This window comes from Methanococcus voltae (assembly GCF_017875395.1).
Lineage (GTDB): Archaea > AGJL01 > Methanococci > Methanococcales > Methanococcaceae > Methanococcus > Methanococcus voltae_C.
Map to the genome: position 1 here is coordinate 106,206 of NZ_JAGGMO010000004.1, position 14,437 is coordinate 120,642.

General features: G+C 28.3%; 13 protein-coding genes. 2 read left to right on the forward strand and 11 right to left on the reverse strand.

Annotated elements, in window-relative coordinates:
* Positions 1–127 precede the first annotated feature (127 nt).
* The gene (locus J2127_RS05630) at positions 128–2,494 is read right to left on the reverse strand and encodes a beta-propeller domain-containing protein (RefSeq protein WP_209732591.1); all 2,367 of its coding nucleotides are present in this window, start codon (positions 2,492–2,494) and stop codon (positions 128–130) included.
* A gap of 658 nt (positions 2,495–3,152) precedes the next feature.
* On the opposite strand from J2127_RS05630, the gene argF reads away from it, so the two are divergent.
* The gene (gene argF, locus J2127_RS05635; RefSeq protein WP_209732592.1) at positions 3,153–4,079 is read left to right on the forward strand and encodes an ornithine carbamoyltransferase; all 927 of its coding nucleotides are present in this window, start codon (positions 3,153–3,155) and stop codon (positions 4,077–4,079) included.
* 220 nt (positions 4,080–4,299) lie between these two features.
* Here the strand turns inward: argF and J2127_RS05640 are convergent, their stop codons facing one another.
* The 7 genes from J2127_RS05640 to glmM form a co-directional block, all read right to left on the reverse strand.
* Positions 4,300–4,680, reverse strand: a complete 381-nt coding sequence (locus J2127_RS05640) for a hypothetical protein (protein WP_209732593.1) — start codon at positions 4,678–4,680, stop codon at positions 4,300–4,302.
* 400 nt (positions 4,681–5,080) lie between these two features.
* Positions 5,081–5,716: a class I SAM-dependent methyltransferase gene (locus tag J2127_RS05645; protein WP_209732594.1), complete on the reverse strand. Its 636-nt coding sequence runs from the start codon at positions 5,714–5,716 to the stop codon at positions 5,081–5,083.
* A 152-nt stretch (positions 5,717–5,868) separates the two neighbouring features.
* A complete protein-coding gene (locus J2127_RS05650) occupies positions 5,869–6,771 on the reverse strand; it encodes a DMT family transporter (RefSeq protein ID WP_209732595.1) in 903 nt (300 codons plus the stop codon).
* 343 nt (positions 6,772–7,114) lie between these two features.
* The gene (locus J2127_RS05655) at positions 7,115–7,306 is read right to left on the reverse strand and encodes a 50S ribosomal protein L24e (RefSeq protein ID WP_209591458.1); all 192 of its coding nucleotides are present in this window, start codon (positions 7,304–7,306) and stop codon (positions 7,115–7,117) included.
* A gap of 133 nt (positions 7,307–7,439) precedes the next feature.
* Positions 7,440–7,670 carry a 30S ribosomal protein S28e gene (locus tag J2127_RS05660; RefSeq protein ID WP_013179782.1) on the reverse strand — a complete coding sequence of 77 codons (231 nt, stop codon included), beginning with the start codon at positions 7,668–7,670 and terminating at the stop codon, positions 7,440–7,442.
* A gap of 85 nt (positions 7,671–7,755) precedes the next feature.
* Positions 7,756–8,109: a 50S ribosomal protein L7Ae gene (gene rpl7ae / locus J2127_RS05665; RefSeq protein WP_013179781.1), complete on the reverse strand. Its 354-nt coding sequence runs from the start codon at positions 8,107–8,109 to the stop codon at positions 7,756–7,758.
* Between the two features lie 389 nt (positions 8,110–8,498).
* Positions 8,499–9,884 carry a phosphoglucosamine mutase gene (glmM, locus tag J2127_RS05670; protein ID WP_209732596.1) on the reverse strand — a complete coding sequence of 462 codons (1,386 nt, stop codon included), beginning with the start codon at positions 9,882–9,884 and terminating at the stop codon, positions 8,499–8,501.
* Between the two features lie 242 nt (positions 9,885–10,126).
* Here glmM and J2127_RS05675 point away from each other — a divergent pair, with 242 nt between their 5' ends.
* Complete coding sequence (locus J2127_RS05675; RefSeq protein WP_209732597.1) at positions 10,127–11,146, forward strand: hypothetical protein; 1,020 nt, start codon at positions 10,127–10,129, stop codon at positions 11,144–11,146.
* A 111-nt stretch (positions 11,147–11,257) separates the two neighbouring features.
* On the opposite strand, the gene J2127_RS05680 is transcribed toward J2127_RS05675, so the two are convergent.
* The 3 genes from J2127_RS05680 to J2127_RS05690 form a co-directional block, all read right to left on the reverse strand.
* Positions 11,258–12,343: a M42 family metallopeptidase gene (locus J2127_RS05680; protein ID WP_209732598.1), complete on the reverse strand. Its 1,086-nt coding sequence runs from the start codon at positions 12,341–12,343 to the stop codon at positions 11,258–11,260.
* Between the two features lie 319 nt (positions 12,344–12,662).
* The gene (locus J2127_RS05685; protein WP_209732599.1) at positions 12,663–13,394 is read right to left on the reverse strand and encodes a rhodanese-like domain-containing protein; all 732 of its coding nucleotides are present in this window, start codon (positions 13,392–13,394) and stop codon (positions 12,663–12,665) included.
* A 213-nt stretch (positions 13,395–13,607) separates the two neighbouring features.
* Positions 13,608–14,267, reverse strand: a complete 660-nt coding sequence (locus J2127_RS05690; RefSeq protein WP_209732600.1) for a selenouridine synthase SelU-like subunit — start codon at positions 14,265–14,267, stop codon at positions 13,608–13,610.
* Positions 14,268–14,437 lie beyond the last annotated feature (170 nt).

Below are 14,437 nucleotides of genomic sequence, written 5' to 3' on the forward strand. Positions count from 1 at the left end.
TTAAATAAAATATGCTAAAAAAATAAAATAAAATAAGATAATAAAAAAAGAATAAACAAATAAATAAAATAATATATGAGATAATATAAAATAATAAAAAAAATTATTTATGTTATTTTTTTATTTATTATTTAACTTCAAATTCATAAATAACTTTTTTAGTTGTACTACCTTCTTCCCAGCTTCTAGCGTATTCAAATTCAACTGTGGCAGTACCTGCTTTTAAAGCGTTTAATTTCCATTTGTGAGTACCTGACGCCCCCACTAAGTCTGTTTCTGGTGCGAAGTAGTTATCCGTGATTATTTTTACCACATCGTCGTTTTTGGTGTAATTGTAGTCCCAAGTGTAACCGGTTGAAGGGTTTTCTTCAAGTTCTATTTCATAGGTTTCGTTTACACTTAATTCTACGTTTTTAACGATTGTTTCGATGTCTTTGTTTTCATCTGGTGCAATATCTACTATTTCAGTGTTATTTTCAATTTTTATGTCGTCTTTATTGTAGATTTTTACAATTGTTACATCGTTTTCATCGTCATAAATTTTTATGTCATCGTGTACGATTTTAATTTTTTTAACGACGTCCCATGTTTTTTGATTTATAATGTGAATTTCTTCGTATGAGAATGTAAACAAGTAATCATTTATGTACAATGACCTTGAAACATAGTTTTCGTGCTTATCTTGCTTTTTCATTGTTATTTTGTAATCTTCTGTTGCTTCTGCAATTTTTAAAACATACGCACTGTCGCCTGCTGGAAGTACAACAACCCTATTTTTATTATCCCAAAGGAATGCGTGAGGTTCGTAAAGTGCTGTAGACCATTTTTGACCAGCTATTGCGTAACTATTTAATTCTTTTGGATTTTCAACGTCACTTACGTCGAATATTGATACTTTTACGTCATTGTATTCGTCTTTACCTACTCCTAGAACTATGTTTTCTTCGAGTGGGTGTAAGTATGTTGAATATCCTGGTATTTTCAAATCGCCTAATAAAGTTGGTTTCTCTGGATTACTTAAATCAATTACCATGAATGGGTCAATATCTTTGTAAGTTACGAGATATAGTCGTTCTTTGTCAAATCTTGCGCTGTAAATTCTTTCATCTAAACCAAGGTCTTTTAATTCTCCAATTACGTTTATTTTATCGTTTTCAATGTTTGTTACATCGAGCACATAAACTGAATTGGTTGATTTAGTTTCAGAAGCCCAATATCCGATTTTAGTTGTAGCAATTCTTAAATTACCATCGTATTCATCCATTGAGTATTTATTTAATAATTTACCTGGCACACTACCAGATGAAACGCTTAAATTGTCGAGTTTAACTTTAATTATTCCCGTACTTTCTATTTCATCCCATTGTTTAGTCATGTATTTGTCGAAATCTTTGTTAAATTCTTCTCTTAAATTGTAGCTTTCCTCACTTGGAAGGCCATTGTAGTATTCTTCAATTGTAGTTGTTATCTCGAGATATTTTGCAGGTTCTCCAAAATCCTCGTTAGCGTAAACTCTTTTGATTTTATCCATTACATCTTTTGGGAAGTAATTGTTTCCATTTTCAAGTATGTATTCCATCATTACTTTGTTGTATTCTGGAGTTACATGGTATGTAAAGTATAGATTATCTTCGGAGAAATAAGCTGTTGAATCGTAGGTACCAACTACACTGATAGAATCTTCGATTTCTCCGCTGTTTACATCCATTTTAGTTATAATGTAGGTTACTTCGTCATTATAATCTACAATTGGAGGTAATATTGGGTAGTACATTTTTGCATATGGTAAATTATAGTTTTCATAGAATATTGGACCATATCCTTCTGAAAGTATCATGTACAATTTTCCATCGATTATTCTTGAATCAACGTATCTTGTATCGTTAATATTTTTGTACCAGCTTAAATATGGTTCTTTAATATCTTTAACGTTATAGCATGAAATTTTATTGTATTCGATTATTAATAAATTATCGCCTTGAAGGTATAATTCTCCGCTTTTACCGATTTCGCCAATTAATTTTGCAGTTTCAGGAGGTAAAGCGTCAATCATATAGGTTTTACCATTGTATCTATTTGGAGAGTAGAATATTTTTTCCCCATCGGTTTTAACAATGTCCGCTTCATCTACGCCTTTTACTTGAACGTTAGTTTCAGAATATCTTGACGCACTGCCATAGGAAGTAGCGGTAGTAGCTGATGTATCGACATCCATACTTTTGGCATTCTCATTTGTTGCGTAACTAATACCAATACCATCCTTTAAACCGGACATAGCACCAGATATGCTAGATTGGGAATTTTTTAATTCCTGTCTTTGTTCTAGAACCTCTTTGGAACCTATTGGAACCATTTTGAAGTCTAAACCATTCCAATTTTGTAATTTAGTATCCCCTTGACTATCAGTCACATAATTTTGACTGCTAAATCCTATAATTATTGCCCCCACGGCTACAATTATAAATGCAAGGATGCTAAATCTTTTTAAATCCATTTTAACACCTTTTAGTATCTTTTTGTAAATTTAATGAGTAAATAATAAATATAAATAATAAATATAAATAATAAATATAAATAATAAATATAAATAATAAATATGGGTAATAAATATGAGTAATAAACAATATATATGATATTAAATTATAAAATATTAAGGATATGAAATAAAGTAATATATTAAGTATATTAAATATGTTAGGCATATTTGTATATTTAATAGAATATATAGGGCATAATATTAAATTATTAAATTATAAAATATTTTTTTGTAAATTTAGGTTATTTTTACTTATTTTTGACATTAACTATTGAAATATATTATAAATCTAGTTTAAATTTGTACCAAAGTACTGGCCTTTAAATTCGGAGGTTTGTATAACTATATTTATCGAGTTAATGGATTTTTTAACTCTTAATATAATATATTAGTGTACTTTATTAAAACAATGCGTATTATGTAAGGTACTCACCGAACATTATTTAAGCATGCTTAAATTAAAAATATGTACATTTGTATCCTTAAATAATCAAATTTATATATTATGTGTAATAAATAGTATAACTTGCCAAAATTATCGAAATAATGGAATTATATCAAAAAATTAAAAAAATTGAACAAAATAAATTCTTTATTCAAAATATGGGTGAGTAACATGGATTTACTAACACTTTGGGATTTGGAACGTGAAGATATTTCAAAACTTATGGATTATGCAGAATTTTTCAAAAAAAATAGGTATGGTCACGACATACTAAAAAACAAGAATGTTGCATTAATTTTTGAAAGTCCATCGACAAGAACTAGAATAAGCTTTGACCTTGCAGTAAACGAATTAGGTGGACATAGTCTAACATTGAACCATAATGAGATACACCTTGGTAAAAAGGAAAGTATCGAAGATACAGCAAGAGTAATGGAAAGATTTGTTGATGCAATTGTTGCCAGAGTTAAAAAACATAGTACCCTTGAAGAATTATCTAAAAATAGTAATATACCGATTGTAAATGCTTTAAGCGACTTAGCACATCCATGTCAAATATTAGCAGATATATTGACAATCAAAGAAACAAAAGGGTTTAAATCAATTGAGGAATTTAAAGGTTTAAAACTTTCTTACTTTGGAGATGGAAATAACATTGCAAACTCTTTGATGATAGCTGGTGCAATTCTTGGAATGGATGTATTTATTGCTACTCCTAGAAGTTACGAACCTAATGGGATTTTCGTAAAAAAAGCACTTGAAATAATAGAAAAGTACGGCGAAGGTAGTCTTACATTGACTGATGATGCGGAACTAGCTGCAAAAGACGCAGATGTTTTATATACTGACGTTTGGATTAGTATGAGCGATGTAAATAAAGACTTGGACACCATTAAAAAAATATTCCCACCATACCAAATAAATAGTGCATTGATGAAACTTGCAAAAGATGATTCGATAGTTTTACACTGTTTGCCTGCAAATAAAGGCATGGAAATTACTGAAGAAGTATTCGAAAGTAAAAACTCGTATGTATTTGATGAAGCAGAAAATAGATTGCATGCTCAAAAAGCAGTTTTAAAATATTTATTCGAATAAATAAAAAATGAATAAAAAATGAATAAATAATTAAAAAAATAGAAAATAAATGCTAAATACTAAATAATAAATAAATCTTAGAGACATTTTTATTCAATTTTCTTTTTTACTTTTATTTTTACTTTTAATGTTTTATTCTTTTTAATTTTTTATTTTATTTTATTTTATTTTATCATATGCCCTATTTAAAATTTAAAAAAGTAGAAGTCAATATTTAAAATTATTCAGATGTATTTTCCAAATCTATAACTTCATTAGCTTGTATTATTTTAACTCCCTTTTTAGAAGAATAAGTACACATTTGACTATTATCTAAATAATAATTAACATTTAATTCGTCATTATTCTCTAAAAGGTGTTTAGTTTTTAAAGCACTATTTAATTCCACACCTATATCATTAGCAAGGATTTGTTGTTCTAGGGATGATTTTCGAAGCCATTCACTAGATAAAAATACGTGTAAGGTATTTGAATTTTTACCAAATTTAATCTGTGACACTGTACCATTGTGATTATCTTGTATAATTCCAAAATCATACTCGATAGTATATTTGGGGGTGTATGTTGGTACAACATCGTATGCAGATTGGGAAAAGACCATAAATAGCCCGATAATCAATATTACTAAAAAGTAGGATAGGTATAACTTAAAACGCTTTCTGGAGACGTTCAAACAAATCCCTCCGAATACCTCATTTAGTTAAAATATATTTCATAGTTATGCTAGGGTTGTATTTTTCGCCATGTACATTGTCATCATATGCCATAATGTCAATATATTACTTTAATACTGTTATTATTAAGTTTAGTAATTACGTAATAGTCATAAATATTTTTGAGTATTATAGTATATAGTATTTTCGATATGTGTTATCGTCCTTATCATATAGCCAATATAATAATATAATTTATTAAAAAAGTAATATTAAATAATATAATTAATATAATATTTATTAAAATATAATATAAATTTAAAATATTTATTAAAAAAGTATGATAAATTAATTAGTGTCCTCATCATCTGCAGTATCTTGAGTATTTGAGTTATTTACACTGCACAAAACCCTATATCCAGATTTTATTTTAACAATTTCCACATTGCCGTATGTTTTTTCCATGAAATCAGTTAAAGATTTTGCCCCGTGTTTGGTCTTAATAACCACATAAATTTTACCATTTGGCTTTAAATAATCTAATCCTTCAGATATTATTTGATGAATAATTGCCTTACCTGCTTTTATAGGGGGGTTACAAATTATTACATCAAATTTAGAGTCTTTTGGGACTTCCTCATATAAATTACCTTGTAAAACTGTTATGTTTTTGTTTTGGACGTGGTTCAATTTTATGTTTTGTTTTGCTAAACTAACGGACCTTTTATTAATATCTGTCATTACAACGGAATTAACGTCGTCTGCTAAAGATATTCCAATAGCTCCGTAACCACAGCCCATATCTAAAATATCATCATCTTTTTTGAATTCTGAATAATTAACAAGGATTTGAGAACCTTTATCTACGTAATTAGGGGAAAAAATACCTGCATCTGTATTAAATGACAATACTTTGTTATTTATGGTACCTTTTATTGTTGTTTCATTGTGTTTAGAATTCGGGTTCTCTGAAAAATAGTGCATATTCTGACCTTTTAAATTTTTAAACTTTAATTTTAACTTTAATTTTAACTTTAATTTTAACTTTAATTTTTAATTTCTGTTAATATATTGTAAGAAATTATAATATAAAAATATAGTATAAAATATAGTATAAAATATATTTTATAGTTATACTATAATGAAGTAGCTAATTCTACTTTTTTTCGTTTTTCTGTGAGTGTTAATAAACCTACGGACATGAGTACTAATAAGGTACCTGAAGCCATTGAGAAATTTAAGGATTCGCCCAATAGTAAAATTCCGATGACTACACTTACAATAGGTTCCATAGTACTTAATATAGCAGCATTAGACGCTCCAATTTCACCAACTCCTTTTAAGAATAAAATTAAGGAGATTGCCGTTGAAAATATGGCTACAAAAGCCATAGCTCCCCAAGCCATAGGTGTTAAATTCAACACAATTCCATTTGTGAGGAATCCATATATTAAAAGGATTGCAGAAGCTGAAACTGTTAAGTAATAGGAAGATACAATAGCATCGGAACATGTTAATTTGCCTTGTCCTGCTGCTACGATGTAAACTGCATAGAGTACACCAGAAATTAAGCCGAGGAATATTCCATAAGGGTCTAATATTCCACCTTCACTATTTGCTAACAATATTACGCCAGCTATAGAAAGTAAAAGACAAAATACCTTTTCCTTGAGTACTTTTTCTTTAAAGAGTGTAACCATTATTATAACCACTGAAGCTGGGTATACGAAATGTAAAACCGTAGCGGTACCCGTTGGTATATAGTAATACGATACGACTAGAGATAAAGCGGCTGCTACGTAAAATAAAGCCCCGTACAATGCTATATCAAATATTTTGGTTGTGGTTACTTTTTTATCTACTTTTTTGATATTCAAATATGCGCCTAAAAAAATGGCTGCAATTAAAAATCTAAACAATATAACAGTTGTGGCATTAGAACCGCCGTCAAAAGCAATTAATGCAAAAAATGGCACCATACCATAAGAGCCAGAAGCCAATAAAACATAAAATATCCCTTTTAAATTAGATGCAGACATTACATTACCTTTTTAATTTTTATCGTTTATGTATTTGTATATTTTTTATATACTTTTTGCATATTTTATTTTTAATATTTTTTAATATTTTTTAATAGTTGTATTTTTTAGCGAAATATGTTTTAAGTTTAAACTAAACTAAACTAAACTAAATATGGTATAGCATAAGCTGTAAATTATAAAAACAATTCAAAAATTCTTAATTACTTAAGATTAATCAATAAAAAACAATATTTAGTTAATTCAATCAACGTATCGTCAAATTAAATAAAAGGAAAAAAACTAATAATTTAAATTTAAAATTAAGTTAATTAATTTAATTATTCAACTTAAATTATTATATTTATTGTTGTCCTTTTGTTATTCTTCTGAAGATGTTTGTCCATCTTAATCTTCTTCCTACTCTACCGAGTTTGAAGTTTTTTTCACATTTTGATGAGCAAAAGTGCATAACTGAACCATCTTTTTTAACGTATTTTTTTCCGCATCCTGGTTCAATTTCACCTTCGCAAAAGCTACATGTTTTCCATTCCATTTTCATCACCAAGTCGGAATTGTAGGTAATTTTAATTATATCATATATTATAGTATATTATGCCATAGTATACAATAAATTACAATTACCGTATGATATCCGATTATAAGAATATGTTAGGATTGTCATCCACTTATCTTCTTCTTTTTCCTAAAGGTTTTGCTTCTCTCTCGGTTTCTCTTAACATAATGATGTCGCCGAGTTTAACTGGACCTTTAACGTTTCTTGTTAAAATTCTACCATTGTCTTTTCCGCCTAAGATTTTGCATCTTACCTGGAAAATTTCGCCAGTAACTCCTGTTTTACCATTTACTTGAATGATTTCAGCAGCTACTGCCTCTTTGTATACCATTTCATCAGCCATTGCTAATCACCTAATTTGTGCTTATGCTTCGTGTTTCTAATAATATAAATAAATTTTCGAAAGCAAATCAAATTTTTAAATCAAATTATGCTTTTAAAGCGTTAACTTTTTCAACTAACTCGTTTAATCCTTCAGCATCTTCGGTTTCAATAATAGCAATTGCTGATGTAGGAACTTCTAAGTTTGCAGCTTTTCCTAAATCTTCTTTTGTAGCGCAGTATGTGTATGCGATACCTTTTTCTTCACAGATAGCAGGTATGTGTGCTACGATTTCTTCAGGTTGAACGTCCTTAGCAACAACTACTAATTTAGCTCTACTTCTTTCTACTGCTTTGGTTACTTCATTAGCTCCCTTTTTAATCATAGTAGCTTTTGAAACTACTTCAGCAGTTTTCTCTTCTAATTCTTGTGGTACTTCAAATTTTACATAAACAGCCATATTATGACCTCCTTCACTATTTAAAAAAATTTTTTTATCCGGATGGCACCCACTCATATCATCATGGTATTAAAAGAGTGGTACTCTACTATACTATACAATAGTATATAATAGTTACGGTCAATGTACTTAAAAAATAGAAATAATTTTAGAATAATTTAAAATAATCGGCATATTTCAGACAATTAAATTAAATAAGTTAAATTAATAGATGGATAACCATATTAAGATTAATAGGTATCTTAAATTATTTTTATTTATTTTATAGGTACAATATATCAGATGTTAGTTATCCTATATTATTTTATTTTATTTTATTTTATTATTTTATTTACTATTTTAGTAATTAGTTTATTATTTTTTTTTATTTTTTATTTTATTTTTTATACTTATTTTATTATTTTATCCAACAATTCTTTTGATTTATTAAATAATTCTTCTGCAATTTTCTTATCCTTTGCTTCTACCCTAATTCTAATGTATGGTTCAGTACCTGACGGTCTAATTAATACCCAGGCGTCCTTATCTGCAATATCGAACCTTGCACCGTCAAGCGTATTTGGAACGCAGTTGAATATTGCCTCACCTTCTTTTACAACAAGTTTCATTGCTTCACTTTTACAGCCGTCATCGCAAGGTATTTTCTCACGCATATTGTCATAAGCAGGTATTTCATCCATTATATCACATAATTTTTTATTAAAATGCTCCATCATTTCTAAAAGTCTTAAACCGGAGAGTATACCATCAGGAGTCATATGTATTCCGCTATGAATCCAAGTTCCTGAAGGTTCACCACCAAATTGGATATTTTCTCCGTTTTTAGTTAATTCCTTAATTTTATTGGATACTGCAACGTCCCCAACTTTTGTACGTACTATTTCTACCTTTTTACCTTTTGAATTAGCATTTACATACTCATCTAATGCAATTGAAGCGTCTATTGTGGTTATAATAGTTTTTGTGCCCGTAGTTTCTACTATAAACCTAGAATATGCAGTCAGTAGTTTATCAAAATCTGTTATCCTACCTTTTTCGTCGATTGCGATCATTCTATCTGCATCACCGTCGTGTGCAATTGCAATGTAATCCTTATTAGGTATGCTATTTAATCCTTTTACCATATCCATTGTTTCTGTTAGGTTTTTTTCATTTGGTTCAGGCATTCTACCCACAAAACGACCATCAAAGTGAGAATTTACGGAAATTACCTTACAACCTACTTCGGTGAATAAATAAGGGGATAATTCGCAAGCTGCAGCGTTACTGCAATCTACTAAAACGTTATGTTTTTTGTGTCCTTTTGTAATTTGGGTCAAGTTATCAATTATAAATTTACAGTATTCTATTATCGAATATTTGTCATCTGCCACTTTACCGATGTTACTCCAATTAGTTCGCTCATATTCCTTATTTACAATTATGGATTCAATAAGGTGCTCCTGTTCCTCTAAAAATGCCGTACCATCGCTATTGAATAGTTTTATACCATTATATTCTGGCGGATTATGTGATGCAGTAATCATAATTCCTGCGTCGTAGTTTTTTGAAGCAAAACCAAGAACTGGGGTCGGTACAATACCCAATTTACTTACTGTAGCACCGCCATTTAAAAGACCGGTTATGATGGCACTTTCGATTAACTCTCCAGTCGTTCTTGAGTCTCTACCGATCACTACATTTTTATAATTCTTTGCGATTGCGAAACCCACATTGTATGCTATTTCGGGGCTTAAATTTTTCATTCTAATTCCTGATGTTCCAAATAATTTCATAATATCCCGTTTTGTATAACTTTATTATATCTTTATTATATCTTTATTATAAATTATTTTTAAGTTAATTTATAATTCTTAATCATTTTAAATATTACATTATTTTATATATTTGTATTTATTTAAATTATAATATGAGATAATAAAATAATAAAATAAGTATAAAAAATAAAATAAAATAAATAATAATGTAATAAATATTGTTAGGATGTGAAATTTAGTTTGTTAGATTATAATGTAGTTTGAATAATTCAACGAAAAAGGGTAAAACCATGCGTAAAATTCTAAAAATGGTTGAAAATGATGGGGAATTAAAAGATTTTGTAGATATACTGTTTCAATATTACAAAAATAAAGAAATTAATTTATCAGATAATAAATTAAAAAAATACGGCATTATTCGAGAAATAGACGAACTTTTGATATATGATAAAAAAGGACCTTTATACATTAGTTTACATGATTTTAATGAAATACCACTATTTAGAACCGAATTAGAAGCCATAAGTTATTTAAAATCAATGAATATAACTCCTGAAACTTCATATGATGAATTAAACGATTTTGAAAAGGGAGTTCTTATAGAAAACCTTTTGCAGAAAGCTAAAAATTGGGTACCCTTAGGGTACAAAAAAATTGTAGAAGACGTTTTATTAGGTAGTGATTATTGGTTAACCAATAAAAGAGGCGAAAAAATACATTTGTGCAAATATGTGGCATACTTAAATTCATTGGCGAAAATGGGAAAATTAAAAGAAGTCGAATATGCTTTAGTAAATAAAACTATGGAAAATCATATGGAAAATTTAATGGAATATAGGCTATTATTAGCCAAATCAATATCGATTTTTGACACCATGTTGGACAATAATATCAAATATGCCAATATAGACTATAAATTTCTTGGTAAAAGACGTAAGCATGAAGAATATAGTATGCTTTGTCAATATATTCATCTAAATAAAAGTCTTTCAGAAAATTTAATGTCAAAACTCGGACTGAATAATAATTCGCTCTTAAGGAAATACTATCCTGTATTAGTACATACTGCATATACCAATCCTAATATAAGTTATTTAATGCCGTTCTTTATATTTGATGGCATCGAAGAGATTTCTGTTTATGCCAAAATACCTAAATTATTGAAAATAAAGTATAATCTTGATTTCAAAGGAATGGATTTAACTGGGAATAATACTTATTTCGGTAATTGGTCTAAAAGACAGTTAAAATCATACTTAAGACCTGGAGAACGAGTATAATCGATTAAATATTATAAAAATAGGAAAAAATTAATTAGAATAAAATATTTAATTAATAATTAATTATTTTATTATTTGAAGAAATATCAATTGAAATTCTATTTTAGAATCTTAAAAGTATTTATGTACATTTTCTAAACATTTTAATATTAATTTGGTGGTATTTTCTAAATCTTCAATTTCTATAACTTCCACTGGTGTGTGTATGTATCTTGAAGGCACTGAAACAACCCCTGTTGGTATACCGTCTCTTGTTAAGTGAATAGCTGTTGCATCAGTCGTTCCGCCATCTCCTACTTCATATTGAACAGGTATTTCAGTTTCTATTTTTCCTTCAACTTCTTTTTTATTGATTTCTCTTAACATTTTTAAGACTTTTCCACTTACGAGGATGCCTCTTCCTGAAGCATCTGCGATTGTAACAACAGGCCCTTTGCCCATTTCTACAGGTGCGTCCTCTAATTTAATTCCTGGGTGATCTCCACAGATTGTAACGTCTAAAGCAAATGCTATGTCAGGGTTTATCCCAAATGCTGATGTTTTAGCACCTTTTAAACCAACTTCTTCTTGAACAGTACCTACTGCGTAAAATTGGCAATCTAGTCCTTCTTTTTCGCTTGATTCAGAAATCTGCTTCATAGCTTCTAAAAGCACGGCACAACCTGCTCTGTTATCAAATGATTTGCAAGTTACCCTTTTATCTCCGAGCATATCGAAGTCTGTTCTAAATGAGATAGCAGTTCCTATTTCGATACCCATAGCTTCTGCTTCTTCTCTGTTTGAAGCACCTACATCGATAAACATTAAATCGGATTTTATTAATTTGTTTCTTTCGCTTTCATCCATTTTGTGAGGTGGTTTTGAACCTAAAACACCGATTATGTCACCTTTTGTAGTGTGAACAACTACTTTTTGGTTTAATAACATTTGATCGTTTATTCCGCCTATTTTAACGAATTTTAAGAAACCTTTATCGTCAATGTATTTTACCATTAAACCTATTTCATCCATGTGTGTTGCAATCATTACTTTAGGTCCTTTTGAACCTTTTTTTGCGATTAAATTACCAAAATTATCCTCGTATATTTCGTCAGCATATTTTTCTAATTCTTTTCTCATGTAATTTCTTACATTATCTTCATTTCCTGAAATACCTTTTTCAGTTGCTAAATCTTTTAAATAGTCCAATGTAGACACTTTTTCACCTTATTTTGGCGTATTTGATATATTATTTATTTGATTCATTGTATGTATATTAACTAATAAATAATAAATAATAATTAATACGTAATTGTGTAATTTATTGTCATAACTATTATTTTATTGATAATTTATAAAGATATCTTTTTTAATTTAATTTTCATTATAAATAATGATATAAAATAGCCGAATAAAAAGAATAAGGGTCTAGATAAAAGTAAGATAAAATAAAAAAAATAATATAAAATAATATAAAATAATATAAAATAAAAAAATAAAAAAAATAAAAAAAATAATATGAAAATTTATTTAAGTTTTATTTAAGTTTATAAGCTTTAAAGCCCCCTACTAATCGCCTTGTTTTAAAACCCATTAATTTCAAGAGTGTAGTTATTGTTTGGCTTCTCATACCGCCCCTTGCACAATATACGATTATTTCTTTGCTTTTATCCAATTGTAAGAATTCATCAACTAATCTTGGAATTCCTGCCTTCATATATTGCCCTGCAAGCTCGATAGCTTTTTCATTACCTTCTTTTTTGAAAACAATGCCCATATTTTTATGTTCATCATCCATAAAGAGAGGTATGTTTATTGAATGAGGTATTCTTTTTTCATGATACTCATGAGGCGACCTTGCATCAACTAGTATATAATTCTCGTCAAAATCATTAATAGTTGCATCTTCATCACCTATTAGGTACATTCCATCATATTCTAGGTCATTATCGGGTAAAAGATAGTTTAATTCCTCATTTGTTATTAAAGATTCATCTAATTCCTTACCTATTGAATTCAAGAAAGATTTAATGTTTATAGGCTCAAAATAAATTAATTTATTTTCGCTTTCAATCTTTTCAAATGTAAAAACTTCTGGTTTTTTGATTCCTTTTGAAGTTTTTAATATGAAAGATGCCAATTCTCCACTTAATTTACCTGCAAGTATTTTTTTCCCATCGGTTATTACTTTTGAACCGTTATGTAGCATAATTACTAATACCACATCTTTTTTAAAAGTTAGTAACCTTGAAAGTATTTCTTCGTCCATAAAATCACATTAGTTCAATAATCCTTTTTTTCTGATAAATAAATATCGACATACTAAAAATATTAAAATATTAAAATATTAAAATATTAAAATTATATTTGTATATTAAAATATTAGTATATCAATATATTAAAATAAATTGTACAGTAGTGTTGTTAAATCCTAAATTAAAGTAGTAAATTAAAGTAATAATTAATAAAGACTTAAAAAGACTTAAATTTCTAAATTGTTTTCTTTTAAAACTAAATTTATAAACTTCTCCACATCTCCGAAGGATTCTTTCGAATTTATATTGTTTATTTCCAAAGCACAGTCGACTTTTTGAATATGTCTTAAATAATGATCTGCATAAAGGTTTTCTTCAATCATTTCGGAAGCTTTATAATACTCATCATTTTTAATTAGCCCTTCAATCTCTTTAAGGACGTCAACCATTTTATGTTTAAAAAAACTTTGTAATAAGTTAATTTTACCTATTAAAACCTCTTTTTCTTCTTCATTTTGAGGTTCATACCATTTTAAAAGCCTTTTCATTTGACAATCGTATGGGCAATCGATTAAAATATTATTGCTATAGTTTTTCAAATCAGAATACGGTTCGGGGATTTTAACTTTATCTTGTCCGCCTATGTACCTACCTTCAAATTCTACGATACAATAACCTTTTTCTAATGCTTTTTCGTGTTGCTCTTTTATTAATCTGTCAAAAGTTTCCTGATCATTCTGTTTTAAATGATACAAGTCCCCTAAAACGCTCCCTTTGGTGTTTGCACAGCCTTCTATATCTACTACGGAATAGTTATTTTCTTTTAATAATTCTAATATTTCGGTCTTTCCACAACCCGTTTTTCCAAATAATCCGATAATTATCATTTATGCACCCATGTATTTCAGTTTTAGTACTGTAAGTACATATGACGTCGTAGTATAAAAACCCTATTAAAAATCCGATACCTATTAAAAAAACTAATTGTTTAAATACATCTAAATATAGAATTGTATAAATATATAAATTTATTAAAAAATAATAAACTAATTACTAA

Coding starts and splice junctions, on each gene's coding strand:
- J2127_RS05630 (WP_209732591.1), bottom strand. CDS start 2,494: ATGGATTTAAAAAGATTTAGCATCCTTGCATTTATAATTGTAGCCGTG.
- argF (WP_209732592.1), top strand. CDS start 3,153: ATGGATTTACTAACACTTTGGGATTTGGAACGTGAAGATATTTCAAAA.
- J2127_RS05640 (WP_209732593.1), bottom strand. CDS start 4,680: ATGGTCTTTTCCCAATCTGCATACGATGTTGTACCAACATACACCCCC.
- J2127_RS05645 (WP_209732594.1), bottom strand. CDS start 5,716: ATGCACTATTTTTCAGAGAACCCGAATTCTAAACACAATGAAACAACA.
- J2127_RS05650 (WP_209732595.1), bottom strand. CDS start 6,771: ATGTCTGCATCTAATTTAAAAGGGATATTTTATGTTTTATTGGCTTCT.
- J2127_RS05655 (WP_209591458.1), bottom strand. CDS start 7,306: ATGGAATGGAAAACATGTAGCTTTTGCGAAGGTGAAATTGAACCAGGA.
- J2127_RS05660 (WP_013179782.1), bottom strand. CDS start 7,670: ATGGCTGATGAAATGGTATACAAAGAGGCAGTAGCTGCTGAAATCATT.
- rpl7ae (WP_013179781.1), bottom strand. CDS start 8,109: ATGGCTGTTTATGTAAAATTTGAAGTACCACAAGAATTAGAAGAGAAA.
- glmM (WP_209732596.1), bottom strand. CDS start 9,884: ATGAAATTATTTGGAACATCAGGAATTAGAATGAAAAATTTAAGCCCC.
- J2127_RS05685 (WP_209732599.1), bottom strand. CDS start 13,394: ATGGACGAAGAAATACTTTCAAGGTTACTAACTTTTAAAAAAGATGTG.
- J2127_RS05690 (WP_209732600.1), bottom strand. CDS start 14,267: ATGATAATTATCGGATTATTTGGAAAAACGGGTTGTGGAAAGACCGAA.